Origin of the sequence: Streptomyces sp. SudanB25_2051 (assembly GCF_964272635.1) — a bacterium.
In the GTDB taxonomy this organism is placed as follows: domain Bacteria; phylum Actinomycetota; class Actinomycetes; order Streptomycetales; family Streptomycetaceae; genus Streptomyces.
Genome location: NZ_OZ186787.1, coordinates 4,289,880 through 4,312,257 on the forward strand (window position 1 = coordinate 4,289,880; position 22,378 = coordinate 4,312,257).

General features: G+C 73.0%; 21 protein-coding genes and 1 pseudogene. 8 read left to right on the plus strand and 14 right to left on the minus strand.

Annotation, left to right across the window (positions count from 1 at the left end):
* Positions 1-8 precede the first annotated feature (8 nt).
* The 3 genes from ACSUPT_RS19440 to ACSUPT_RS19450 form a co-directional block, all read right to left on the minus strand.
* Positions 9-2,171, minus strand: coding sequence for a SpoIIE family protein phosphatase (locus tag ACSUPT_RS19440; protein WP_404144423.1), 2,163 nt, complete (start codon positions 2,169-2,171; stop codon positions 9-11).
* Positions 2,172-2,417: 246 nt separating this feature from the next.
* Positions 2,418-3,209, minus strand: a complete 792-nt coding sequence (gene fomD, locus ACSUPT_RS19445; protein ID WP_361664742.1) for a cytidylyl-2-hydroxypropylphosphonate hydrolase — start codon at positions 3,207-3,209, stop codon at positions 2,418-2,420.
* 115 nt (positions 3,210-3,324) lie between these two features.
* Positions 3,325-4,764, minus strand: a complete 1,440-nt coding sequence (locus tag ACSUPT_RS19450; RefSeq protein WP_404144427.1) for a class II fumarate hydratase — start codon at positions 4,762-4,764, stop codon at positions 3,325-3,327.
* 105 nt (positions 4,765-4,869) lie between these two features.
* Between ACSUPT_RS19450 and ACSUPT_RS19455 the strand changes: the two genes are divergently transcribed.
* The gene (locus ACSUPT_RS19455) at positions 4,870-6,405 is read left to right on the plus strand and encodes a ricin-type beta-trefoil lectin domain protein (RefSeq protein ID WP_436945103.1); all 1,536 of its coding nucleotides are present in this window, start codon (positions 4,870-4,872) and stop codon (positions 6,403-6,405) included.
* A gap of 143 nt (positions 6,406-6,548) precedes the next feature.
* Here the strand turns inward: ACSUPT_RS19455 and ACSUPT_RS19460 are convergent, their stop codons facing one another.
* Both ACSUPT_RS19460 and ACSUPT_RS19465 read right to left on the minus strand, forming a co-directional pair.
* Entirely contained in the window at positions 6,549-7,109 is a 561-nt protein-coding gene (locus tag ACSUPT_RS19460; protein WP_436945105.1) for a hypothetical protein, read from the minus strand.
* A 144-nt stretch (positions 7,110-7,253) separates the two neighbouring features.
* The gene (locus ACSUPT_RS19465; RefSeq protein WP_436945106.1) at positions 7,254-8,930 is read right to left on the minus strand and encodes a fumarate hydratase; all 1,677 of its coding nucleotides are present in this window, start codon (positions 8,928-8,930) and stop codon (positions 7,254-7,256) included.
* A 138-nt stretch (positions 8,931-9,068) separates the two neighbouring features.
* On the opposite strand from ACSUPT_RS19465, the gene ACSUPT_RS19470 reads away from it, so the two are divergent.
* Together ACSUPT_RS19470 and ACSUPT_RS19475 are read left to right on the plus strand one after the other, a co-directional pair.
* Entirely contained in the window at positions 9,069-9,773 is a 705-nt protein-coding gene (locus tag ACSUPT_RS19470; RefSeq protein ID WP_436945107.1) for a DUF1707 SHOCT-like domain-containing protein, read from the plus strand.
* 169 nt (positions 9,774-9,942) lie between these two features.
* The gene (locus tag ACSUPT_RS19475) at positions 9,943-10,317 is read left to right on the plus strand and encodes a WhiB family transcriptional regulator (protein WP_351968411.1); all 375 of its coding nucleotides are present in this window, start codon (positions 9,943-9,945) and stop codon (positions 10,315-10,317) included.
* A gap of 247 nt (positions 10,318-10,564) precedes the next feature.
* Here ACSUPT_RS19475 and glpX read toward each other — a convergent pair whose 3' ends face one another.
* Positions 10,565-11,596, minus strand: coding sequence for a class II fructose-bisphosphatase (glpX, locus tag ACSUPT_RS19480; protein WP_351968410.1), 1,032 nt, complete (start codon positions 11,594-11,596; stop codon positions 10,565-10,567).
* Positions 11,597-11,722: 126 nt separating this feature from the next.
* On the opposite strand from glpX, the gene ACSUPT_RS19485 reads away from it, so the two are divergent.
* The gene (locus ACSUPT_RS19485) at positions 11,723-12,250 is read left to right on the plus strand and encodes a DUF4245 domain-containing protein (RefSeq protein ID WP_404144436.1); all 528 of its coding nucleotides are present in this window, start codon (positions 11,723-11,725) and stop codon (positions 12,248-12,250) included.
* A 164-nt stretch (positions 12,251-12,414) separates the two neighbouring features.
* Here the strand turns inward: ACSUPT_RS19485 and ppgK are convergent, their stop codons facing one another.
* Together ppgK and ACSUPT_RS19495 are read right to left on the minus strand one after the other, a co-directional pair.
* The gene (gene ppgK, locus ACSUPT_RS19490) at positions 12,415-13,155 is read right to left on the minus strand and encodes a polyphosphate--glucose phosphotransferase (RefSeq protein WP_351968409.1); all 741 of its coding nucleotides are present in this window, start codon (positions 13,153-13,155) and stop codon (positions 12,415-12,417) included.
* A gap of 88 nt (positions 13,156-13,243) precedes the next feature.
* A complete protein-coding gene (locus ACSUPT_RS19495) occupies positions 13,244-14,236 on the minus strand; it encodes a 4-hydroxy-3-methylbut-2-enyl diphosphate reductase (protein ID WP_351968408.1) in 993 nt (330 codons plus the stop codon).
* Between the two features lie 81 nt (positions 14,237-14,317).
* Between ACSUPT_RS19495 and xseA the strand changes: the two genes are divergently transcribed.
* The 3 genes from xseA to ACSUPT_RS19510 all read left to right on the plus strand — a co-directional run bounded on the left by xseA (position 14,318) and on the right by ACSUPT_RS19510 (position 16,648).
* On the plus strand, positions 14,318-15,553 hold the full coding sequence (xseA, locus tag ACSUPT_RS19500) for an exodeoxyribonuclease VII large subunit (RefSeq protein ID WP_351968407.1): 1,236 nt from the start codon (positions 14,318-14,320) through the stop codon (positions 15,551-15,553).
* Between the two features lie 28 nt (positions 15,554-15,581).
* On the plus strand, positions 15,582-15,893 hold the full coding sequence (locus ACSUPT_RS19505) for an exodeoxyribonuclease VII small subunit (protein WP_351968406.1): 312 nt from the start codon (positions 15,582-15,584) through the stop codon (positions 15,891-15,893).
* A 164-nt stretch (positions 15,894-16,057) separates the two neighbouring features.
* Positions 16,058-16,648: a malonic semialdehyde reductase gene (locus tag ACSUPT_RS19510; protein ID WP_404144440.1), complete on the plus strand. Its 591-nt coding sequence runs from the start codon at positions 16,058-16,060 to the stop codon at positions 16,646-16,648.
* A gap of 79 nt (positions 16,649-16,727) precedes the next feature.
* On the opposite strand, the gene ACSUPT_RS19515 is transcribed toward ACSUPT_RS19510, so the two are convergent.
* On the minus strand, positions 16,728-17,213 hold the full coding sequence (locus ACSUPT_RS19515) for a DUF6542 domain-containing protein (RefSeq protein ID WP_399217113.1): 486 nt from the start codon (positions 17,211-17,213) through the stop codon (positions 16,728-16,730).
* 838 nt (positions 17,214-18,051) lie between these two features.
* Here ACSUPT_RS19515 and ychF point away from each other — a divergent pair.
* Positions 18,052-19,140 (plus strand): redox-regulated ATPase YchF, encoded by a 1,089-nt coding sequence (ychF, locus tag ACSUPT_RS19520; protein WP_351965647.1) that lies wholly within the window; start codon positions 18,052-18,054, stop codon positions 19,138-19,140.
* A 132-nt stretch (positions 19,141-19,272) separates the two neighbouring features.
* On the opposite strand, the gene ACSUPT_RS19525 is transcribed toward ychF, so the two are convergent.
* From ACSUPT_RS19525 to ACSUPT_RS19545, 5 genes and pseudogenes are all read right to left on the minus strand, one after another.
* Complete coding sequence (locus ACSUPT_RS19525) at positions 19,273-19,665, minus strand: DNA-binding protein (RefSeq protein WP_403499985.1); 393 nt, start codon at positions 19,663-19,665, stop codon at positions 19,273-19,275.
* The gene (locus tag ACSUPT_RS19530; RefSeq protein ID WP_018845686.1) at positions 19,665-19,916 is read right to left on the minus strand and encodes a hypothetical protein; all 252 of its coding nucleotides are present in this window, start codon (positions 19,914-19,916) and stop codon (positions 19,665-19,667) included. Before ACSUPT_RS19530 ends, ACSUPT_RS19525 begins: the two co-directional genes overlap by 1 nt.
* 411 nt (positions 19,917-20,327) lie before the next feature.
* A pseudogene (locus tag ACSUPT_RS19535) lies at positions 20,328-20,590 on the minus strand (type II toxin-antitoxin system RelE family toxin).
* Positions 20,583-20,792 carry a prevent-host-death protein gene (locus ACSUPT_RS19540; protein WP_403499983.1) on the minus strand — a complete coding sequence of 70 codons (210 nt, stop codon included), beginning with the start codon at positions 20,790-20,792 and terminating at the stop codon, positions 20,583-20,585. Before ACSUPT_RS19540 ends, ACSUPT_RS19535 begins: the two are co-directional and overlap by 8 nt.
* Positions 20,793-21,169: 377 nt before the next feature.
* Positions 21,170-22,150, minus strand: coding sequence for a hypothetical protein (locus ACSUPT_RS19545; protein ID WP_403499980.1), 981 nt, complete (start codon positions 22,148-22,150; stop codon positions 21,170-21,172).
* Between the last annotated feature and the right edge of the window lie 228 nt (positions 22,151-22,378).

Here is a 22,378-nt window from a genome sequence, read left to right on the forward strand (position 1 = left end):
CGGCGGGCTCAGACCCGCGTCGGCAGCTCGAACCAGACGACCTTCCCGGTGGACAGCCGCGTCGCACCCCACCGGCGCGCCAGCCGGTTGACCAGGAACAGACCGCGCCCGCCCTCGTCGGTGTCCCGCGCCCGGCGCTGCCGCGGCAGCTGCGGCGAGTCGTCGCCGACCTCGCAGCGCAGTACGTCCGTGCGCAGCAGCCGCAGCGTCACCGGCCGCGACGCGTACCGCACCGCGTTGGTGACGACCTCGCTGACCAGCAGCTCCACGGCGTCGTTGAGCTCCTCCAGGCCCCAGCGGGCCAGGGCCCTGCGGGCGAGCCTGCGCGCGCGGCCCGGCGCGGCGTCCTCCGGCTCCAGGAACCAGTACGCCACGTCGCTCGGCGTTATCCCGTCGAAGCGGGCCGCCAGCAGCGCGATGTCGTCGTCCCGGTCGCCGGGCCCGAGCATGTCGAGCACGTCGTCGCAGAGCGCCTCCAGCGGCGGCGGATGGTCCGGGCCCGTCAGCTGTGCGGTCGCCGCAAGCCGCTCCCGCAGCTGCTCGATGCCGGTCCACACGTCCCGCAGCCGCGACTCGACCAGGCCGTCGGTGTACAGCAGCAGCGTCGCGCCCGCGGGGGCGTCCAGCTCGACCGCCTCGAAGTCCACGCCGCCCACGCCGATCGGCGCGCCCGGCGGGACCCGCAGCACCTCGGCGCGGCCGCCCAGGTGGAGGAGTATCGGCGGCGGGTGGCCGGCGTTGGCGATGGTGATGCGGTGCGCGACCGGGTCGTACACCGCGTACAGGCAGGTCGCCATGCGGTTCTCGCCGAGCCGCTGCGCCTGCTCGTCCAGGTGGTGCAGGACCTCCTGCGGCGGCAGGTCGAGCCCGGCGAGGGTCTGCGCGGTCGTCCGCAGCTGCCCCATGATCGCGGCGGAGGTCATGGAGTGGCCCATGACGTCGCCCACCACGAGCGCGACCCGGCTGCCGGGCAGCGGGATCGCGTCGTACCAGTCCCCGCCGACCCGCGCGGTCTCGGCCGCCGGAAGATAGCGGGACGCCAGCCGCACACCGGTGGGCTGCGGGAGGTTCTCCGGGAGCATCGTCCGCTGGAGCTCGTCCGCGATGTACGCCTCACGCCCGTACAGCACGGCCTTGTCGATGCCGAGCGCCGTGTGCGTGGCCAGCTGCGCCGCCACCAGCAGATCGTTCGGCTCGAAGGCGACGCGGTCGGGGCGGCGCAGGAACACGGCCGCGCCGATCACCCGACGCCGGCCCCGCAGCGGCGCGAGGATCGCCCGGTGCCCGGGCGGCACGGAAGGCCCCTCGCCCAGCAGTTCCGGCAGCGCCGCGCGGGCCGCCGCCGAGTCGCCGAACACCGGCCGCACCCCGCGCAGCACCTCAGCCAGGTGCCCGCCGGGGCGGACCTCGCACAGCTCGGCCGCCGGGCTCTGCTCGACGTCCGGCGCCCCGACCTGCCCCACCGGGAACAGGCCCAGGTCACCGGGGTCGTCCGCCGTTAAACGCAGCCGGTCGGCGCGGCGCAGCCGCAGCACGAACGGGTCCACGGGACGCTCGTCGCCGACCGGCAGCGGGTCGCGCAGGTACACCAGGATCGCGTCGGCGAAGGTCGGCACGGTGGCCCGGCACAGGCCCAGCACGATCTCGTCCAGGTCGATGCCGCGCGCGATCCGCCGTGTCGCCGCGCCCACGAACCGCAGCCGGTCGCCCTCCCGCCGCGCGGTCCCCACCGGGTCCTGCGGCACCCCGCCGCCGCTCACCGGCGCGACCCCGCCGGCCGGCGCGCCGTCCCCGGCGCGCACGTCCGGCTGCGCGGGCACATGGCCGGCGGCGGCGTCGCGGGTGGCGGGACGTTCCGGCTCGTCGTCCGCGCGGGCCCGCGCCTGGGCGCCGCCGCGCTCGGTGTCCGCCGCCCTGCGCGCGGCCGACGCCGAACGGGCCGTACGGGAGGCGCCGCGCGCCGCGTTGGCGCCGTCCGGGGCGTCGGGCGCGGCCACGGGACCCGGCTGGGCCGGGACGGGGGCCGTGCCGGGGTGCGGCCTGCCGTGCGCGGGCGCGGCCATGCCCGCCTCACCGGCGGGCTCGGGGGCCTCCTGCCGGGGCCGGGTGCGCTCCTGAGGCCGGGCAGCGAGCGGCTGCCTGCCTTCGTGGGAGGTGGGATGCTCCGTCACGCGTGGGATTCCGTCCGTCCGGGCCGGGTGGGCGATGCAATCGCTCTGTCAGGCGCTATACCCGCTCTGAGCGCGGCGTCGACAAGGGGCGACGGACCCGTGCGCACCTCGGGCACGGCTCCACCCCCTCGTAGGTGACTTACGGTCAGTTCCTGTTCCGTACTCGGTCGTTGCCGGCCGCGGGGCCTGGTGGCCGTCCGGCGGAGGACGATCCTACGGTTACCCCCCAGGGGCGTATCAAGGGTCTCACGGTGCCGTGCGGCACGGGGTGCGATCCCAGTCGGCCGGCAGCTCGGGAACGGGCCAGGAGGGGTCGGGCCGCCAGTTCTCCCAGCCGTCCGCGAACGGCGCGCCCCACGCCCGGATCACCTCCACGGCGGCGTCACCGGCCTCCCGGACCCGGCGCGCCTGGTCGGCGTCCATCAGGCCGGCGCGCTGCGCCTGGGCGAACTCGTCCTCGTCCCGCCACAGCCAGCTGCGGTCGGGGTAGACGGAGATGTCGAGGAAGTGGTCCTCCGAGTCGACGCCCCCGGACCACCGTACGCGCGGCGACTCCAGGTTGACGTACCAGCTGCGGAACTCCCAGCCGTCCTCCCAGAACAGCCACACCGACCACGGCTCGTCCGGGCGGGCCAGCTTGAGCACGCCCATGCCGGCCCAGCGGGTGCGGGCGGTGGTGCGGGGCGCGGTGTAGCGGGTGGCCAGCGGCTCCTCGTGCACGGGGGTGCCGTCCGCGAGGACGGGCCTGACGCACTCGGTGCCGGGCGCCATCCAGACGGCGAGCAGGTCCGGGGTGTCCTGGACGACGGTCACGGGGCGGCAGATGTGGACATGGCCGTCGCCGTTGTCCCGGTAGCGCCACAGGATGCGGTCGCCGGGCGCCCAGCGCCGCACCCGGCCGCCGCCGGCGGCCCCCTCGCCCGTACCTGACCCGGCCGGCGCGGGTACGGGCGCCGCCTGCGCCCCCGGGGCCGGTACGGACTGTGCCCGCGGCGCCGCCCCGGCCTCCGGCGCCGAACCTGTCGTCTCCGCTGTCATGCGCAGATCTTAGGGCCGCGCCGGGCCGCCCGTCCGCGATCCAGGTCACGAATACGGGACGCCGGCATGTTCGACGCCGCAGGTCAGGGGCGGTACGGGCCGGGGGAGCGGCTGGTCAGGGGCGGGTCATCCGCAGGACGTCGAGCGCCTCGTCGAGCTGTTCGAGCGTCAGATCACCGCGCTCCACGTACCCCGACTCCAGCACCACCTCGCGGATCGTCTTGCGCTCGGCGAGCGACCGCTTGGCGACCTTCGCCGCCTCCTCGTACCCGATGTACCGGTTGAGCGGGGTCACCACGGACGGCGACGACTCGGCGTACTCGCGGGCCCGCTCGGCGTTGGCGGTGATCCCGTCGACCGTGCGGTCCGCGAGGAGCCGCGCCGCGTTGGCCAGCAGGCGGATGGACTCCAGCAGGTTCTTCGCCATCACCGGGAGCATCACGTTGAGCTCGAAGTTGCCCGCCGCGCCCGCCGCGGCCACCGTCGCGTCGTTGCCGACGACCTGCGCGGCGACCATCAGGACGGCCTCGGGGACGACCGGGTTCACCTTGCCCGGCATGATGGACGAGCCGGGCTGGAGGTCCGGCAGATTGATCTCGGCCAGGCCCGTGCGCGGCCCCGACGCCATCCACCGCAGATCGTTGGCGATCTTGGTGAGGGAGACCGCGACCGTGCGGAGCTGGCCCGACGTCTCGACCAGGCCGTCCCGCGCGCCCTGCGCCTCGAAGTGGTCGCGCGCCTCGGTCAGCGGCAGCCCGGTCTCCCGCGCCACCTCCGCGATGACCGCCGCGGAGAACCCGGGCGGCGTGTTGATGCCCGTACCGACGGCCGTACCGCCCAGCGGCAGCTCCGCCAGGCGCGGCAGGGCGGCCCGCAGCCGCTCCACGCCGTACCGCACCTGCGCCGCGTACCCGCCGAACTCCTGACCGAGCGTCACGGGCGTCGCGTCCATCAGATGCGTACGGCCGGACTTGACGACCTCCGCGAATTCGGCTGATTTTCGCCCCAGCGCGGCGGCCAGATGGTCGAGGGCCGGGATGAGGTCGCCGGTCACGGCGGCGGTCGCCGCGATGTGGATGGACGAGGGGAAGACGTCGTTCGACGACTGCGAGGCGTTGACGTGGTCGTTGGGGTGGACGGCCCGGCCGCCGAGCCGCTCGGTCGCGAGGGTGGCCAGGACCTCGTTCATGTTCATGTTGGACGAGGTGCCCGAGCCGGTCTGGAACACGTCGACCGGGAAGTGGTCGTCCCACCGGCCCTCCGCGACCTCCGCCGCGGCCTCCCGCACCGCCCGCGCGATCTCCGGGTCCAGGACGCCGAGCTCCGCGTTCACCTTGGCCGCCGCCGCCTTGATCCGGGCGAGGGCCGCGATGTGGGCCCGCTCCAGGCGCTGCCCCGACACGGGGAAGTTCTCCACCGCCCGCTGCGTCTGCGCCCGCCACTTGGCGTGTGCGGGGACCCGCACCTCGCCCATCGAGTCGTGCTCGACCCGGAAGCCGCCGTCGCCGCTCCCGCCGCCCAGGCCGTCGCCCTGCCGCCCGCTGGTGTCCGTCATCGTCCCAACCTCCCGGAAAAGTTGAGCACTTGTCTGGTTCGGTCTATTCCCAAGTGCTTTACCGGCCAGTAAAAACCGTGGGTAACCCCACTTCCAGGAGGCGCAATGGCGCGCACCAGACTGAAACTCGTATGCGCGGCAGCCGCCGCGCTCGCCGCCACCCTCGGCGGCACCGCCGCCGCCCCGCCCGCCGCGGCGGCCGGCGCCCCCGCGGCCGCGACCGCCGAACGGACCGTCAGCTCCGCCCCGCTCCCCGCCGAGCTGGAACGCGTCCGCGCGGCCGAGGCGACCGCCCTGTACGGCAGCCCCGAGGAGCGGCCCCTCGCGGAGCGCAAGACCGCCCTCGTCTCCCTCGGCGACAGCGAGATCTCCGGCGAGGGCGTCGGCGTGTACGAGCCCGGCACCGACGGCCCCGACAACTGGTGCCACCGCTCGCCCGACGCGGCGATCCACCGCACCGGCATCCCCGCCGACGTCACGTACAACGTCTCCTGCTCCGGCGCGGCCACCCCGAACATCCGCGTCGGCGGCACCCGGCAGTACGCCGACGAGCTCGTCCAGAGCGACAACCTCGCCGTCAAGGCCCGCAACACCCGCGTCAAGATGGTCCTCCTCGTCGCCGGGGCCAACGACGACCTCCAGTTCGGCCCCGTCATGACCGACTGCGTCACCCGCTACGTCCTCCTCCAGGGCCCCTGCGCGCCGAAGTACGCGCCGACCTGGCAGAACCGGATCGACGGACTCGTCCCCAAGGTCGAGCAGACCGTCCGCGACCTGCGCACCGTCATGCGCGACGCCGGGTACGCCGACGGGGACTACCGGCTCGTCGTCATGAGCTACCCGAGCCCCATCGGCCCGGACTTCCACGACAACCCCGACTTCCCCGGCAAGCTCGCCTGCGGCGGCCTCGGCTACGACTCCGACACCGCCTGGGGCCGCGACACCGCGGTACCCGCCTTCGAACGCGGCATGCGCACCGCCGCCGCGAACACCGGCGCCGTCTACCTCGACGCCTCCCGCCTCTTCCACGGCCACGAGGTCTGCATGGACCAGGCGTGGGCCCGCGGCCTCTTCGTCGACGTGACCAAGTTCCCCTGGGACGAGAACTCCGTCCGCCAGTCCTTCCACCCCAACAAGGCCGGCCACGCCGCCTTCGCGTCCTGCCTGACCCAGTTGTACGCGGCCGGGCTGCGGGAGGCGAGCTGCGCCGACCCCGCCTCCACCGGCAAGCCGGTCCTCGTGCCCGGCGCCTGGGACGACAAGTTCGCCCCGCTGCGCAACGCCGCCACCGGCACCTGCGTGGACGTCACCGGAGCCACCACCCGCAACGGCACCGCCGTCACCGGCTGGGACTGCCACGGCGGCCGCAACCAGGGCTGGTGGTACGACCCCGACCGCGGCTCCGTCCACACCGAGCTCACCCACGACCGCTGCCTCGACGTGCCGGGGGCCCGCTACACCGCCGGGACGGCCCTGATCGTCTGGAACTGCTCCGGCACCGGCAACCAGAAGTTCGTCCGCGAGGCCGGCACGCTCCGCCCGGCCGCCGCCCCGCACCTGTGCGCCACCCTCGCCTCCGCCAAGGACCCGCTGCGCCTCCAGCCCTGCGCCGCGGGCGCCGCGAACCAGCGCTTCGCCTGACCCCGACCGCGTCCACGTCCCAGCGCACACCACGCCCCCGTCCGGTGCCCGGCACCGGACGGGGGCGTGCCTCCACCCGGCGCGCGGCACGGATGAGACGCGCCCCGCGCTCAGCGCGCGCACGGGCGGAGACGCGCCCGCGCTCAGCGCGCGGCGACCCTGCGCCGCAGCTCCCGCAGCATCGCCTTCCGGATCAGCCCGCTGAACGGCCGGATCATGCCCCAGTAGCGGCGCATCGCCCGCCGGGCCGCCTCGTCGGTGCACAGCACCCGCGTCTCGGTGACCACCCGCGTGCGCCGCCCGTCCGGCGACCCGGTGAGGCGCAGCCCGAACGTCCCCTTGGCGTACCCCGGTTCGGCGAAGGCCAGGAACTGCTCCGCCGTGGCCACGTCCGTACGGTTCGGGGCGCCGCCCAGCCGCCACCACCGGCCCACGATGCCGTGCACCACCTCCCGGCCCGGCTCCTCGGCGAGCGGCGTGAACGCGGAGGGCTCGTCCCGGTACACCCGGCCGCGGTTGACGGCCCGGCCGAGCACGGCGCGGACGGCCATCAGGACGCGGGCGACGCCGATCCCGCGCACACCGCGCTCCAGCTCCATCGCCCGGAACGCGGCCCACACCGCGTCGGCGGGCGCGTCGATGACCGTCTCGTGCCGGCTGGCGAAGTCGGGCCGGGGGACGAACCGGTCGGCGAGCGTGCGCATGTACGCCTCCTCATCGGCCCCGCGCCCGCGGAGCCACCTGGCCGGGACGCTACCGGCGCCGAGGCGGGTCCAGCCCGGCGGGGGGAGACGCGAGAGCCCCCGGCGGGCTCGCCGGGGGCTCTCGCTCATGTCACGCGGGCGGGGTCAGCCGAGACCGGGACCGCGCACCGGGATGGAGGTGAAGGTCGGCGCGGGGGCCGGGTCCTTGAAGAAGTCGTTGCCCTTGTCGTCCACGACGATGAACGCCGGGAAGTCCTCGACCTCGATCTTCCAGACCGCCTCCATGCCGAGCTCCTCGTACTCGACGACCTCGACCTTCTTGATGCAGTCCTGCGCCAGGCGCGCCGCCGGGCCGCCGATGGAGCCCAGGTAGAAGCCGCCGTGCGCGGCGCACGCGTCGGTCACCTGCTGGGAGCGGTTGCCCTTGGCCAGCATGACCTTCGAGCCGCCGGCCGCCTGGAACTGCTCCACGTACGAGTCCATGCGCCCGGCCGTCGTCGGGCCGAACGACCCGGAGGCGTACCCCTCGGGCGTCTTCGCCGGGCCCGCGTAGTACACCGGGTGGTCCTTCAGGTACTGCGGCATCTCCTCGCCCGCGTCGAGCCGCTCCTTGATCTTGGCGTGGGCGATGTCGCGCGCCACGACCAGCGGGCCGGTCAGCGAGAGCCGGGTCTTGACCGGGTACTTGGTCAGCTCGGCCAGGATGTCGTCCATCGGCTGGTTGAGGTCGATCTTCACGACGTCGCCCTCCTCGGCGAGGTGCTCGTCCGTCGTGTCCGGCAGGAAGCGCGCCGGGTCGGTCTCCAGCTGCTCCAGGAAGACGCCCTCGGCGGTGATCTTCGCGACGGCCTGGCGGTCGGCCGAGCAGGAGACGGCGATGGCGACCGGGCAGGACGCGCCGTGCCGGGGCAGCCGCACCACGCGCACGTCGTGGCAGAAGTACTTGCCGCCGAACTGCGCGCCGATGCCGATCCGCTGCGTCAGCTCGAAGACCTTCTCCTCCAGCTCCTTGTCGCGGAAGCCGTGGCCGAGCACCGAGCCCTCCTCGGGCAGCTCGTCCAGGTAGTGCGCGGAGGCGTACTTGGCGGTCTTCAGCGCGTACTCGGCGGACGTGCCGCCGACGACGATCGCCAGGTGGTACGGCGGGCAGGCCGCCGTGCCGAGCGAGCGGATCTTCTCCTCCAGGAACTTCATCATGGAGGCCTCGTTCAGGACGGCCTTCGTCTCCTGGTAGAGGAACGACTTGTTGGCCGAGCCGCCGCCCTTGGCCATGAAGAGGAACTTGTACGCGCCGCCGTCCGTCGCGTACAGCTCGATCTGCGCCGGGAGGTTGGAGCCGGTGTTCTTCTCCTCCCACATGGTCAGCGGCGCCATCTGCGAGTACCGCAGGTTGAGCTTGGTGTACGCGTCGAAGATGCCGCGGGACAGGGCCTCCTCGTCGCGGCCCTCGGTCAGCACGTTCTGCCCGCGCTTGCCCATGACGATCGCCGTGCCCGTGTCCTGGCACATGGGCAGCACGCCGGCCGCGGCGATGTTGGCGTTCTTCAGCAGGTCCAGCGCCACGAACTTGTCGTTCGCCGACGCCTCCGGGTCGTCGATGATCTTCCGGAGCTGCGCGAGGTGCGCGGGGCGCAGATAGTGCTGGATGTCGCGGATGGCCTCCTCGGCCAGCTTGCGCAGCGCCTCCGGCTCCACCTTGAGGAACGTCCGCCCGTCGGCCTCGAAGGTGGACACCCCCTCCGAGGTCACCAGTCGGTACGGCGTGGTGTCCTCTCCCAGCGGGAGCAGATCGGAGTACGCAAACTCTGGCATGACGGCCATTCCTCACTCGGCAGACAGCGGCGCGGCCTCCCTTGGCAACGCGCCCCCAAGCGTAAGACGCGCCGGCCGGGCCGGGCTTGTGAGGTAAGGCTCACCCGGCCCTGGTCGCGATCTATCGCGTTTCGCTAGGCTGAGGAGGTGGATCTCGAGAAGCAGCCCCAGAAGCAGCCCGACCCCCGCGCCCCGCAGTCCGCCGCCCCGCAGTCCGCCGCCCCCGCCCCGGCGCTGCGCGCCTCGGACGCCGACCGCGACCGGGTCGCCGACATCCTCGCGGACGCGCTGGCCGAGGGGCGGCTCGACGCCGAGGAGCACGGCGAGCGCGTCGACGCGGTGTACCGCGCCAAGACCCTCGCCGAGCTGGAGCCCATCGTCAGCGACCTCCCCGCCCCGGCCGCCCCCGCGGGGTCCCGCCCGGCCGCGACCGCGGCCTACGACCCGGCCGGCGCGGCCGGCGACCAGGACCGCGTGGTCGCGGTCTTCTCCAGCAGCACCCTGCGCGGCCGGCGCCGCATCGGGCCGCGCACCACCGCGTTCTCCCTCTTCGGCAACATCGAGATCGACCTCACCGAGGCCACCTTCACCCAGCGCCTCACCACCATCGACGCCACCTCGGTCTTCGGGAACGTCGAGATCCGCGTCCCCGAGAACGTCTCGCTGCGCGGCACCGGCGGCGGCGTCTTCGGCAACTTCGAGGTGCAGACCCTGGAGGCCGACGACCCGGAGGCCCCCGTCGTGGTCGTCAACGGCTACTCGGTCTTCGGCAACGTCGAGGCCCGCCCCAAGCGCGGCAAGCGCATCGCGGACCTCATCCACGACAAGCTCCGCAAGCACCTGGGGCACTGACGCGGGCGGGGCGCGGCGGGCGGAGCTCCCCGGCCGACCGTCGAGTTTCGGCCGTACCGCGTCCCACCACCTGGAAGCCCGTGCGACTCAGTGCATAGGCGTGCGCACAGCGGGTAGGGCTTGCTGCATCGTCTCTCTCGCCCGTGTAGGCCGTCGTCAGGAGTAGACCGTGCTGCCACTGCCGCATCAGCCCCTCCAGGTCGCCGCCGTCCCGTCCCAGCGCGTTCCGGCGCGGGAGGACGAGGCGGGCCCCTGGCACACGGAGGCGGTGTGCCGCCGCGACGAGGCGGGCCTGTTCTTCGCCCCGTCGAAGGAGCCCACGGCCGCCCGGCTCGCCCGCGAGGAAGCCGCCAAGCGGGTCTGCGCCCGCTGCCCCGTCATGGTCGAGTGCCGCGAGCACGCCCTGCTCCAGCCGGAGCCGTACGGCGTGTGGGGCGGCCTGACCGCCGCCGAGCGCCGTGTGGTGCTGGCCCGCCGCCGGCGCCGCGAGGTGGAGCTGAAGAAGGCCGCGTCGGCCGGCCAGCAGATCGCCGCCGCCGGCTGACCGCCCGTCCGGCGGCGCGCACGGGCACCGGCCCGTACGCGGCGGCGGACCCGGTCCGCACGGCCCCAGGGACGGCACGGCACACCGCGGCACGGCCCGCACGGGAAGGGGCGCTCCCACCGCACTGGGAGCGCCCCTTTTCGTATCGCCGTCCCGGTCGGCCCGGCCGGAAACCGCCCGTCCCGAGTCCGCCGTCCGGCGTGGCCCTGCCGCCGGGGCCGCCGGTCTCGCCCGGCGGCCGCGCGGGCTACTTCGCCCGGTCGAAGTCGATCTGGCTGTACGCGCGCAGCTTCGACAGCCGGTGCGTGGAGTCGATCTGCCGGATCGTGCCGGACTTCGAACGCATCACCAGCGACGAGGTCGTGGCCGTCTCGGAGCGGTAGCGGACGCCGCGCAGCAGCTCGCCGTCCGTGATGCCGGTCGCGACGAAGAAGACGTTGTCGCCGCGCACCAGGTCGTCCGTGGACAGCACGCGGTCCAGGTCGTGGCCCGCGTCGATGGCGCGCTGCCGCTCCGCGTCGTCCTTCGGCCACAGCTTGCCCTGGATGACACCGCCCAGGCACTTGATGGCGCAGGCGCTGATGATGCCCTCGGGCGTACCGCCGATGCCCAGCAGCAGGTCGACACCGGTGCCCTCGCGGACCGCCATGATCGAACCGGCCACGTCGCCGTCCGAGATGAACTTGATCCGGGCGCCCGTCTCGCGGATCTCCTTGACGATGCCCTCGTGGCGCGGCCGGTCCAGGATGACGACGGTGACGTCCTCGGGCGCCGTGTTCTTCGCCTTGGCGACGCGGCGGATGTTGACCGACACCGGCGCGTCGATGTCCACGAAGTCGGCCGCCTCCGGGCCGGTGACCAGCTTGTCCATGTAGAAGACGGCCGACGGGTCGAACATCGCGCCACGGTCGGCCGCCGCCAGTACGGCGATCGCGTTGGGCATGCCCTTCGCGGTCAGCGTCGTCCCGTCGATCGGGTCCACGGCGATGTCGCACTCGGCGCCGGTCCCGTCACCGATCCGCTCGCCGTTGAAGAGCATCGGGGCCTCGTCCTTCTCGCCCTCGCCGATGACGACGACACCGTTCATGGAGACGGTGGAGACGAGGGTGCGCATGGCCCGGACGGCCGCGCCGTCGGCGCCGTTCTTGTCGCCGCGGCCGACCCAGCGGCCCGCGGCCATCGCGGCGGCCTCGGTGACCCGGACCAGCTCCAGGGCGAGGTTGCGGTCGGGGGCCTCGGGCGAGACCTCGAGTTCGGACGGCAGAGCGTGCTCGGTCATCGGAGCGCACCTTTCTGTACGGCGACGGCCGGTGGTGAAGAGGGTGCTGCGACTCTATCGGTACGTCGACAAATTGAGCAGAGGGGCCCACGTATGAGCGGGATGCCCTGATGCGACCATAGGGGGGTGGCAGGTATGCGAGGCAAGCAGACAGTGCGCGGGATGTTCCAGTCGATGGCGGTGATCTGCGCCGCCGCCGGGGTGATCTACCTCTTCGTCCCGCACGACGACACGGTGGACCCGATGAAGCCGATCGACTACCGGGTGGAGCTGGTGACGGCCCAGCGCGCCGCCCCCTACCCGGTCGCCGCGCCCGAGGGCCTCGGCAAGGACTGGCGGCCGACCTCCGTCTCGTACGACCGCCGCAACGCCGACGCCTGGCACCTGGGCTTCCTCACGCCGGAGCGGGAGTACGTCGCCGTCGAGCAGTCCACCGAGACGCCCGTCCGCCACATCGTGAAGACCACGCACGACGCCCGCGACACGGGCAGGAAGCAGCAGGTCGCGGGGCGTGCCTGGGAGCGCTGGGAGGGCCCCAAGTACGACGCCCTCGTGCTGCGCGAGAAGGGCGTGACGACGGTCGTCACCGGCACGGCGTCCTTCGAGCGCCTGGGCCAGATGGCCGCGGCGCTCAGGACGCAGAAGCAGGGCTGACCCCGGGCCGCCGAGCACGGCCGGGCGCCCGCGAGAGCGCCGCGCGCGGTGGGGCGGCGCGCGCGGTGGGGCGGCGCGCCCTCGCGGGGCCGCCCGCACGGCGTGGACCCTGCTCGCGCGGGGCGGGCGGCGCCCCCGAGGACCGTCCGACGTCTGGTGCGGCGCTAGCGGCCGGCCGCGGCCATGGCGGCGCCCACGATGCCCGCGTTGTTCTGGAGCCGCGCGGGGACGATCTCGGCGCGCACGTTCTTGATCAGCGGCAGGAACTTCTCCGCCTTGCGGCTCACCCCGCCGCCGACGATGAACAGCTCGGGCGAGAAGAGCATCTCGACGTGCGCCAGGTACTTCCGCACCCGGTGCGCCCACTCCTCCCAGCTGAGGTCCTTGTCCTCCTTGGCCTTGGTCGAGGCGTGCTTCTCCGCCTCCTTGCCGTTCAGCTCCAGGTGGCCCAGCTCGGTGTTGGGCACGAGCCGCCCGTCCACGAACAGGGCGCTGCCGATCCCCGTACCGAACGTCAGCATGATCACCGTGCCGGTACGGCCCCGGCCCGCGCCGTACGTCATCTCCGCGACCCCCGCCGCGTCGGCGTCGTTCAGCACCGTCACCGGCAGGCCGCCGAGCCGCTCCCCGAGCAGCGCCGCCGCGTCCACGTCGATCCAGCCCTTGTCGACATTGGCGGCCGTGCGGACCACCGACCCGGTGACCACGCCGGGGAACGTCACCCCGACCGGCCCCGACCAGCCGAAGTGCGCCACGACCTCCGCGACGCGGTCCGCGACGTCCGAGGGCGTCGCGGGCTGCGGGGTCAGTACCTTGTGGCGGGGCTCGGCCAGATCGCCGCGTTCGAGGTCCACGGGAGCGCCCTTGATCCCCGACCCGCCGATGTCCACTCCGAAGACGTTCATGGACACCACGTTACGGCGGGGGACCGGCGCTCCGGGGGAGGACGGCGAAGGGCCGCCGCCCCCGGCGAGCGGCACCGGCCGCCCGGGCTCAGCCCTCCGAGAGCGCGGCCGCCTCGGCGCGCAGGTCGCGGCGCAGCTCCTTCGGCAGCGAGAAGGTGATCGACTCCTCGGCGGCCTTCACGATCTCCACGTCCTCGAAGCCGCGCTGCGCCAGCCACTCCAGGACGCCCTCGACCAGCACCTCGGGCACCGAGGCGCCGGAGGTGACACCGACCGTCGAGACGCCCTCCAGCCAGGCCTCCTCGATCTCGTCGGCGAAGTCCACCAGGTACGCGGCGCGGGCTCCGGCCAGCTTGGCGACCTCGACCAGCCGCTTGGAGTTGGACGAATTGCGCGAACCGACCACGATGACCAGGTCGGAGTCGGCGCCCATCTGCTTCACGGCGAGCTGGCGGTTCTGCGTGGCGTAGCAGATGTCGTCGCTGGGCGGCGACATGAGCTGCGGGAACTTCTCCTTCAGCGCGTCGACCGTCTCCATCGTCTCGTCCACGGACAGCGTGGTCTGGGACAGCCAGACGACCTTCGACGGGTCGCGCACCTCGACCTTCGCCACGTCCTCGGGGCCGTCGACCAGCTGGATGTGGTCGGGCGCCTCGCCGGACGTGCCGATGACCTCCTCGTGGCCCTCGTGGCCGATGAGCAGGATGTCGTAGTCCTCCTGCGCGAAGCGCACGGCCTCCTTGTGGACCTTGGTGACCAGCGGGCACGTCGCGTCGATGGTCGCGAGCTTCCGCCTCGCGGCCTCCTCGTGGACGATCGGGGCGACGCCGTGCGCGGAGAACATCACGATGGAGCCCTCGGGCACCTCGTGGGTCTCGTCGACGAAGATCGCGCCCTTCTTCTCCAGGGTCTGCACGACGTACTTGTTGTGGACGATCTCGTGCCGGACGTAGATCGGCGCGCCGTACTGCTCCAGCGCCTTCTCGACGGCGATCACGGCGCGGTCCACGCCCGCGCAGTAGCCGCGCGGAGCGGCGAGGAGGACCCGGCGGGCAGGAGGCGTAGGAGTCATGCCCCCCATCGTAAGGGTGGCCGCCCGCGCCGAAGATCCGCGCGGGGCGGACGCGGCGGCCCTGTCGGTGGCGGCGCGTACGCTCGCCGTATGCCTCTGACTACGTCTGCCGAAGCCCCGCTGCCCGTCGGCCAGGTGTCCCGGCTCATCGGGGGATGGATCGACCGGCTCGGCGCCATCTGGGTGGAGGGGCAGATCACGCAGCTGTCGCGGCGGCCCGGCGCGGGCGTGGTCTTCCTGACGCTGCGCGACCCGTCGCACGACATCTCGGTCAGCGTGACGTGTTATCGCCAGGTCTTCGACGCGGTCGCGGACGTCGTGTCCGAGGGCGCCCGCGTCGTCGTGCACGCGAAGCCCGAGTGGTACGCGCCGCGCGGCCAGCTGTCGCTGCGGGCCGCCGAGATACGGCCGGTCGGCATCGGCGAGCTGCTGGCCCGCCTGGAGCAGCTGAAGCGGTCGCTGGCCGCCGAGGGGCTGTTCGCCATGGAGCGCAAGCGGCCGCTGCCGTTCCTGCCGCAGCTGATCGGCCTCGTGTGCGGCCGGGCGTCGGCGGCGGAGCGCGATGTGCTGGAGGTGGCGCGGCGCCGCTGGCCGGCGGTCCGCTTCGAGGTGCGCAATGTCGCGGTGCAGGGCGTCCACGCGGTGCCGCAGGTGGTGCGGGCGGTGCGGGAGCTCGACCGGATGGACGAGGTCGACGTGATCGTCGTCGCGCGGGGCGGCGGCAGCGTCGAGGACCTGCTGCCGTTCTCCGACGAGCAGCTCGTGCGGGCCGTCGCCGAGTGCCGTACGCCGGTGGTGTCGGCGATCGGCCACGAGCCGGACTCGCCGCTGCTGGACCTGGTCGCCGACCTGCGCGCGGCCACGCCGACGGACGCGGCGAAGAAGGTCGTGCCGGACGTGCGCGAGGAGCTGGAGCGGGTGCGCTCGCTGCGGGACCGCGCGCTGCGCTGCGTACGGGCTCTGCTGGAGCGGGAGGAGCGGGGCCTCGCGCACGCCCTGGCCCGGCCCGTGATGGAGCACCCGCAGCGGATGGTCGAGGAGCGGGAGGCGCAGGTCGAGGCGCTGCTGGCGCGCAGCAGGCGGGTGCTGGGGCACCTGCTGGACCGGGCCGAGTCGGAGCTGTCCCACACCCGCGCGCGTGTGGTGGCGCTGTCGCCGGCGGCCACGCTGGAGCGGGGGTATGCCGTCCTGCAGCGGCCGGACGGCTCGGTGGTGCGCTCACCGGACGAGGTGGGCGGGGACGAGGAGCTGCGGGCGCGGGTGGCGGCCGGGGCGTTCACGGTGCGGCGGGTCGACGGCGACGGCGCTGTCGGACCCCGACCGTAGGGTGGAGGGCATGGCGAGGGTGGAGGACATGGCAGCGAACACGACGGACGCGGCGACGGACGCGGGCGCGGCGGATCCGGGGGCGGGTGCCGACCCGGGCGCGACGACGGTGGCGGTGACGGAGAGCGGCGCGGCCATCGGGTACGAGCAGGCGCGCGACGAGCTGATCGACGTGGTCCGCCGGCTGGAGGCGGGCGGGACGACGCTGGAGGAGGCGCTGGCGCTCTGGGAGCGGGGCGAGGAGCTGGCGAAGGTCTGCCGCCACTGGCTGGAGGGCGCGCGGGCCCGGCTGGACGCGTCGCTGGCCCAGGAGCGGGACGGCTCCGACCAGGAGGGATAGCCCTTCCACGCGGTGCCGTGCGGGGTGGCCGGCGCTGTGACGTGGAGCACCGCACCCCCCTTTTAGTTGAAGATTCACCTATCTCGGCGTACGGTGGAGGCATCGCGCGGCGCCCGTTCCGTCGCGCGGCACCCCCTGACTCGTACGTCGGAAGGCACCACCCCATGTCGCTCGTCCTCGACCCCGCCGCGCAGGACCTGCTGTTCCGCGAGGCCCGCACCGCCAACGCGTTCACCGACGAGCCGGTGACCGAGGAGCAGGTCCAGGCGATCTACGACCTGGTCAAGTACGGCCCGACCGCGTTCAACCAGACGCCGCTGCGCATCGTGCTCGTCCGCTCCGCCGAGGCCCGCGAGCGCCTCGTGCCGCTGATGGCCGAGGGCAACCAGGCGAAGACCGCGACCGCCCCGCTGGTCGCCATCCTGGCGGCGGACAACGAGTTCCACGCCGAGCTGCCGAAGCTGTTCCCCGCGTTCCCGCAGGCCAAGGACGCCTTCTTCGCCGAGCGCCCGGTCCGCGAGGCGTCGGCCGGCATGAACGCCGCGCTGCAGGCCGCGTACTTCATCGTCGGCGTCCGCGCCGCCGGCCTGGCCGCCGGCCCGATGACCGGCTTCGACCACGCGGCCGTCCAGAAGGAGTTCCTGGACGACGACCACACGCCGCTGATGATCGTCAACATCGGCAAGCCCGCCGCCGACGCGTGGTACCCGCGCTCCCCGCGCCTGGAGTACGACGAGGTCGTCACCACCGTGTGACCCCGTCGGGGAGCCCCCTCGAGACGACGGCCCCGCGCCACCATCCCCCCTGGTGCCGCGGGGCCGTCTTGCCTGTGCCTCAGGGCCGCCGCTGCGCGGTGGCCGCCGCCCGGGGCGGCGCGGCGGCGGCCGCCCGCTGGCGGCGCCCCATCAGCCGCACCTTCCGTACGCAGGTGATGAGCCCGGCCACGAGCGTCCCGCCGTACAGCCACCCGGCGTGCACGGCGAGCGCGGTCACCAGCGCCATCGCGTGGCCGCCGAACCCGCCCTCGCCGCCGGCGATCGGGACGACCCCGACGGCGAACGCGATCGGCACGCTGATCGGCGCCGTCACCAGGTCGGCGCCCCGCACCCACAGCGCGGTCGCGGCGCTGACGGGCAGGAACAGCAGCCCGTACACGAACGGCGAACCGCCGAACAGCAGCCGGTCGAGGAACCCGACCGCGAGCATGGAGGCGGCGGCGAACAGACCGCCGCCGAGCCCGGTCAGCCGGGGATGCGGCAGGCGCCGTACGGCTCCGACGACCCCGGAGAGGCCCCGCGGGGCACCGGAGCCGCGCCGCAGCCCGTCGTGCCCGCCACCGCGGGCCCCGCCCGGTCCACCAGGGCCTCCGGGCCGCCCCGGACCGCCGAGCCCTCCCGGTCCGCCCCGCCCGCCCCCCGAGCCGGGGGACCGTCCCGCACCGCCCGCGCCCCCGGAAGCCCACCCGCCGCCGGGCGCGCCACCGGGGAACCGGCCGCCGCCCTTGCCGCCACCGCCGGCCCCGGCAGCCGTACCGCCGCGCGGACCCGCCGCCGGGGCGCCGTCGCCGCGGGCCGCGCGGGCGCCGCCTCCAGGGGCGGGCCGGCCGTCGGGCCGCTGCGGCCGCCCGCCGGGCCGACCCCCGCGCGGAACCCCCGCCCGGGCGTCGAGCCGCCCGCCATGCCGTCCACCGGACTGCCCGTCCATGTGCGCACCCTCCTGGCTGTCGCGCTCCTGGCTGTCGCGCCCGCCGTCGCGCGGGCCGGCGCGCCGCGCGTCCGGCCGTACCGCGGGCCGGGCCACCGGCCACCGGCCGGGCCGGCCGCCGGCCGGGGCCCCGTACCGGACCCCCGCGCCCCCGGCGACGGGCGCACCGGCCGCGGCCGCCCGGCTGCCCGCGCGCGCCCCGGCGGTGCCGCGCCCGGTCGGGGCGGCCTGCCACGGCGGCCTGGGGAGGCTGGGGATACCGCTCCGGTGCTGCTCCACGGTGACAAAGTAGGCGGGGGACGACCCGAAAACCGGTACGAGACACACCTTTGGGATGACCTTGGCGTGAAGTCCACCGCCCGGACCCGGACCGCCCGCCCGTCGCCCGGGGCGCCGGCACGCCCGTAAACTGGGGGGTCGGCCCACCATCCACACTTCTAGGGAAGTCGCCAACGTGTCGCTCACGATCGGAATCGTCGGCCTGCCGAATGTCGGCAAGTCGACCCTTTTCAACGCCCTGACCAAGAACGACGTGCTGGCGGCCAACTACCCGTTCGCCACGATCGAGCCGAATGTCGGCGTCGTCGGCGTGCCGGACGCCCGTCTGACCAAGCTGGCCGAGATCTTCAACTCGCAGCGCGTCCTGCCCGCCACGGTCGACTTCGTGGACATCGCGGGCATCGTGCGCGGCGCGAGCGAGGGCGAGGGCCTGGGCAACAAGTTCCTGGCGAACATCCGCGAGTCGGACGCCATCTGCCAGGTCATCCGCGCCTTCAAGGACGAGAACGTCGTCCACGTCGACGGCAAGGTCTCGCCGAAGGACGACATCGAGACGATCAACACCGAGCTGATCCTCGCCGACCTCCAGACCATCGAGAAGGTCCTGCCGCGCCTCCAGAAGGAGTCCCGGATCAAGAAGGACGTGGCGCCGAAGGTCGCCGCGGTCGAGGCGGCCAAGGAGATCCTGGAGCGCGGCGACACCCTCTTCTCGCAGGGCATCGTCCAGGGCTCGGAGAAGGCGGAGCTGCTGCACGACCTCCACCTGCTCACCACCAAGCCGTTCCTCTACGTCTTCAACGTGGACGAGGAGGAGCTGACGGACGAGGCGTTCAAGAACGAGCAGCGCGCGCTGGTCGCCCCGGCCGAGGCGATCTTCCTCAACGCCAAGCTGGAGGCGGACCTCGCCGAGCTGGACGAGGAGGACGCGATGGAGCTCCTCCAGTCCGTCGGCGCCGAGGAGCCGGGCCTGGCCACCCTCGCCCGCGTCGGCTTCGACACGCTGGGCCTCCAGACGTACCTCACGGCCGGCCCGAAGGAGGCCCGCGCCTGGACCATCAAGAAGGGCGCGACGGCCCCGGAGGCGGCCGGTGTGATCCACACCGACTTCCAGAAGGGCTTCATCAAGGCCGAGGTCATCTCCTTCGACGACCTCGTCGCCACCGGCTCGGTCGCCGAGGCCCGGGCGGCGGGCAAGGCCCGCATGGAGGGCAAGGACTATGTGATGCAGGACGGCGACGTGGTGGAGTTCCGCTTCAACGTCTGACGCCACATCGATACCTGTGCCTGGCCCTCCTGCCTGTTGGGGGGGTCGGGCACAGCTGTGTGTCCGCCGTGAGCCCTCGATCCCGCGATGCGGTGACAGCGTTCGGCCGGGCGGCGTGGCGGCGAGGCGGTCTCAGACCTTGACGACCTCCACGGAAGGGCCGCACAGGAGTGTCAGATCCTCGGGGTCGGAGGTGAGGACGGTGACCGGTCGGGGCGCGTTGCGGGCGATGGCGGCGAGAGCGGCATCGATGGCGTACTTGTGGCCGTGAAGGTGATGGGTGCGAAGGAGGATGGCGGCCCGGTCGCTGATCTCCTTGGTGACGTCGTGGACGTCGACGCGGGAGAGGACCCACTTGATGCGGGCCGGGTGAATGCGCTCGTAGTCGGCCTCAAGCGTGGTCATGGCGCTGGTGGCGACTCGGACGCCTTCCTCCGACGCCGCCTGGACCATGGCCACGACGGTGCGGTCCTTGCGGTAGAGCTTCGAGAGTCCTTCGCTGTCGAGCAGGAGGGTGCCGGGCATCAGGCGGCGGCCCCGCCGGCCTGCCGGTGGTCGTGGCGCAGCAGCGCCCGGGCGGCTTCGACCTCCTCGCGGGTGAGGGCTTCGTTGTCGGTCTCGAAGTCGGCGACGATCTCCCGCAGCTTGTCCATGGCGACCCTCTGTTCCAGGGCCTCGGCGACGTAGGCGGAGAAACCGCCGGGCCCGACATGGGCGCGTACGGCCTCGGCGAGATCCTCGGGCAGGCTGATCGAATACTTCCTACTACCGCTCATGGTGCTGATCCTACCAGCGGTAGTAAGGCTGGGGCGAGAATGACTGACGGAGTACGAAGTCCACCCAGGCCGCGATGTCGGGCGAGAGTCCTCGGAGCAGGTCGCTCCGCCGAGTACTACAGCCTGCTCGGCTGAGTGAGGGTGCCCTCCCGTCCGCAGCCAGTCCGCAGGAGACCTGTAAACAGCCGTCGGGAGCCAACGCATGTCAACGAGAAATCCCAGGTCAGGGCCCTGCATGGGGTTCCGCCGCAGGTAAGGATCTGGCCTCACACCTTCCGCTTCGACGCGTGAGCGGACGTCCGACGCAGCAGACATGCAGGTCAGAAGGGGCCGGGCTCGTGGGAGCCCGGCCCCTTCGCCGATCCCGTGCCGGGGTCGGTGCCGGCTTCTCGAACCTGGCGTCAGGAGCGCTCAGGTGCCGTAGACGGTGGAGCGATGCCCGACGTGCACGACCCACACCACCAGCTCGCCGTTGTCGACCGTGTAGATCACGCGGTAGTCGCGCACCCGTAGGCGGCGCCGGTCGGGCTGGGAGGCGAGGGCCGTGGTGTTGAACCCCCGCGGGTCGCTCTCCAGCTCGGTCAGCTTGGCCAGAATGCGGAGGGCCATGTCGCGCGGGGCCTTGCGAGCTCGGCCTGCGCCTCGGGTCGGAAGACGGTGCGATACTCACTCACTGCGCGCCAGCGTCTCCCTCATGATGTCCTCGATCGGGACGCCGGGAGCCGGGTTGGCCATGCGCTCGTCGATGATTCGGTTAATCTCGCGCTCTTCCCACTCCTGGTATTTCCGCAGGTCGTCGCGGTCAGCCCGCTCCACGACCTCGGCCAGGTGCGCCCGGACATCGCGGATGGACTCTATGGGGAGCGGCTGTGTCATGCGCCCAAGGGTGCCGAGTGTCGCATGTGTACACAATGCCTCATTGTCGCGCTGAGGCGCCGCCTGAACCGGCACCGTGCTGATGCGATCGTTGGCGCGCTTGTCTCCGCAGGCAGGGCGCCGGGGTGGACGTTCCGCTTCCACGTCTGACGTTCGCTTTTCGAGGGTCGGAAGCTCCGCGCAACCGTCTGAGCGGTTGCCGCGCCACCACCTCGTTGCGGAGCCGTAACACCGCCAGGGTCCGGCTCTCCGGAACTGGTCCCTCCGCTGTCGTAAGGCAGTCGGGGCAGGAAGGCGTCACAGGCCCGCCGGGAGTCGGCCTGCGCCTCCATGGTGGGTGGCGGCAGTCGGCGGTGCCGAGATGCCGGAACGGACGTTCACTCTCTGCAGAAGGCCTGGTCGTTGTTCTGATAGAACCACCCCACCCAGTCCCGGTATCCACCCCTGCAGCAGTTCGCTGGATGCTGCCAAACCGTTCCGAGGTAGTGCGGCGTCCGGCGGATCGGGTAGCCGCAGTTGTCGTAGTGCACCGCGGCGGTCGCGCCTTGCTTGTGGCCCCACACCCAGTAGGGGCTGCCCGTTGCCAGGCGGTAGAAGTGGTAGTCGTAGCCCGGCCACACGACTGCCGCGATGGTGAGCGACTTAGGCTGGCAATTGTCAGCCCAGCCGTCGGCGTAGAGACCTCCGCGAATCGCGTCGACCGTCATGCTGAACGCCGGCTTCCCGCCCCAGGCGCCCGGGCGTGCGTATCTGCCCCCGTAGAGGTAATTGCAGGCGTACGCGTAGCAGTTTGTCCGGCGGATGAAATCAGGCCGGTTGAATATGTCCGCATTCGAGTAGAGGTACGCGGACGGGCACGGGCGGTGCCAGGTGTACCCTCGCAAATACTCCTCTTCGTCGGCCTCGGGCGAGGTGTCCGGCTCGCCCTTCGCGGTCGGTGGCATCGGCGGGGAGTCGAATCCGCCTTCCGGAGGCGGTGGCTGCACGAGAGCGACTCCTCGGGAGGCGGTCTCGCGCAGTTCGTCGTCGAGCCTGTTGCGTCGCGCCGGCCCCTCGAGCAGGTACCGGGCAATGGAGGCGTCGTCCTCGACCAGCCGGCTGCCCACGCGGAACTCGAAATCATCGGGGAGGCGCTCGGCGAGTCCCGCCCGCAGTCGGTCCCAGGTGTCTCCGCCTTTGGCCACTCGAATGAGGAAGCCCCGGTATCCCAGCCCGAACTTCTCCTCCTCGGTGATCACCGGTGAGGTCTGCTCAGGGTTCGACCGGAGCAACTCCAGTACCTGGTTCTCTTCTTCGTCCGTCAATGTCCAGCTCGGGTTGGGCATGCCGGAAAATATGTCCAGTTCAACTTCCAGCATCGAGTGTCACCTCTGACGACTCCGAAGGGATTTCCCCTTCCCCCAGCCTGACCCTCGCGTGTATGCGCTGCCACTCGGCTCGGAGAGCCGTACCCGGAGTTCCGGAAAGCCGGAACGGGTGCGGGGGCCGGCGCCGCTGGCCGGTGTGAAAAGCCGGCGTGAGGCCGGAGCTGCGGCCTGGCAGGGTGCCGGCGGCTTCGGTGTGCGAGCAGCCGCCCTCGACGCCTA

What these genes read in the sequence shown, in the direction of transcription:
- fomD (WP_361664742.1), bottom strand. Translation starts at nt 3,209, where the DNA reads ATGACAGCGGAGACGACAGGTTCGGCGCCGGAGGCCGGGGCGGCGCCG.
- ACSUPT_RS19450 (WP_404144427.1), bottom strand. Translation starts at nt 4,764, where the DNA reads ATGACGGACACCAGCGGGCGGCAGGGCGACGGCCTGGGCGGCGGGAGC.
- ACSUPT_RS19455 (WP_436945103.1), top strand. Translation starts at nt 4,870, where the DNA reads ATGGCGCGCACCAGACTGAAACTCGTATGCGCGGCAGCCGCCGCGCTC.
- ACSUPT_RS19460 (WP_436945105.1), bottom strand. Translation starts at nt 7,109, where the DNA reads ATGCGCACGCTCGCCGACCGGTTCGTCCCCCGGCCCGACTTCGCCAGC.
- ACSUPT_RS19465 (WP_436945106.1), bottom strand. Translation starts at nt 8,930, where the DNA reads ATGGCCGTCATGCCAGAGTTTGCGTACTCCGATCTGCTCCCGCTGGGA.
- glpX (WP_351968410.1), bottom strand. Translation starts at nt 11,596, where the DNA reads ATGACCGAGCACGCTCTGCCGTCCGAACTCGAGGTCTCGCCCGAGGCC.
- ppgK (WP_351968409.1), bottom strand. Translation starts at nt 13,155, where the DNA reads ATGAACGTCTTCGGAGTGGACATCGGCGGGTCGGGGATCAAGGGCGCT.
- ACSUPT_RS19495 (WP_351968408.1), bottom strand. Translation starts at nt 14,236, where the DNA reads ATGGGGGGCATGACTCCTACGCCTCCTGCCCGCCGGGTCCTCCTCGCC.
- xseA (WP_351968407.1), top strand. Translation starts at nt 14,318, where the DNA reads ATGCCTCTGACTACGTCTGCCGAAGCCCCGCTGCCCGTCGGCCAGGTG.
- ACSUPT_RS19505 (WP_351968406.1), top strand. Translation starts at nt 15,582, where the DNA reads ATGGCAGCGAACACGACGGACGCGGCGACGGACGCGGGCGCGGCGGAT.
- ACSUPT_RS19510 (WP_404144440.1), top strand. Translation starts at nt 16,058, where the DNA reads ATGTCGCTCGTCCTCGACCCCGCCGCGCAGGACCTGCTGTTCCGCGAG.
- ACSUPT_RS19525 (WP_403499985.1), bottom strand. Translation starts at nt 19,665, where the DNA reads ATGCCCGGCACCCTCCTGCTCGACAGCGAAGGACTCTCGAAGCTCTAC.
- ACSUPT_RS19530 (WP_018845686.1), bottom strand. Translation starts at nt 19,916, where the DNA reads ATGAGCGGTAGTAGGAAGTATTCGATCAGCCTGCCCGAGGATCTCGCC.
- ACSUPT_RS19540 (WP_403499983.1), bottom strand. Translation starts at nt 20,792, where the DNA reads ATGACACAGCCGCTCCCCATAGAGTCCATCCGCGATGTCCGGGCGCAC.
- ACSUPT_RS19545 (WP_403499980.1), bottom strand. Translation starts at nt 22,150, where the DNA reads ATGCTGGAAGTTGAACTGGACATATTTTCCGGCATGCCCAACCCGAGC.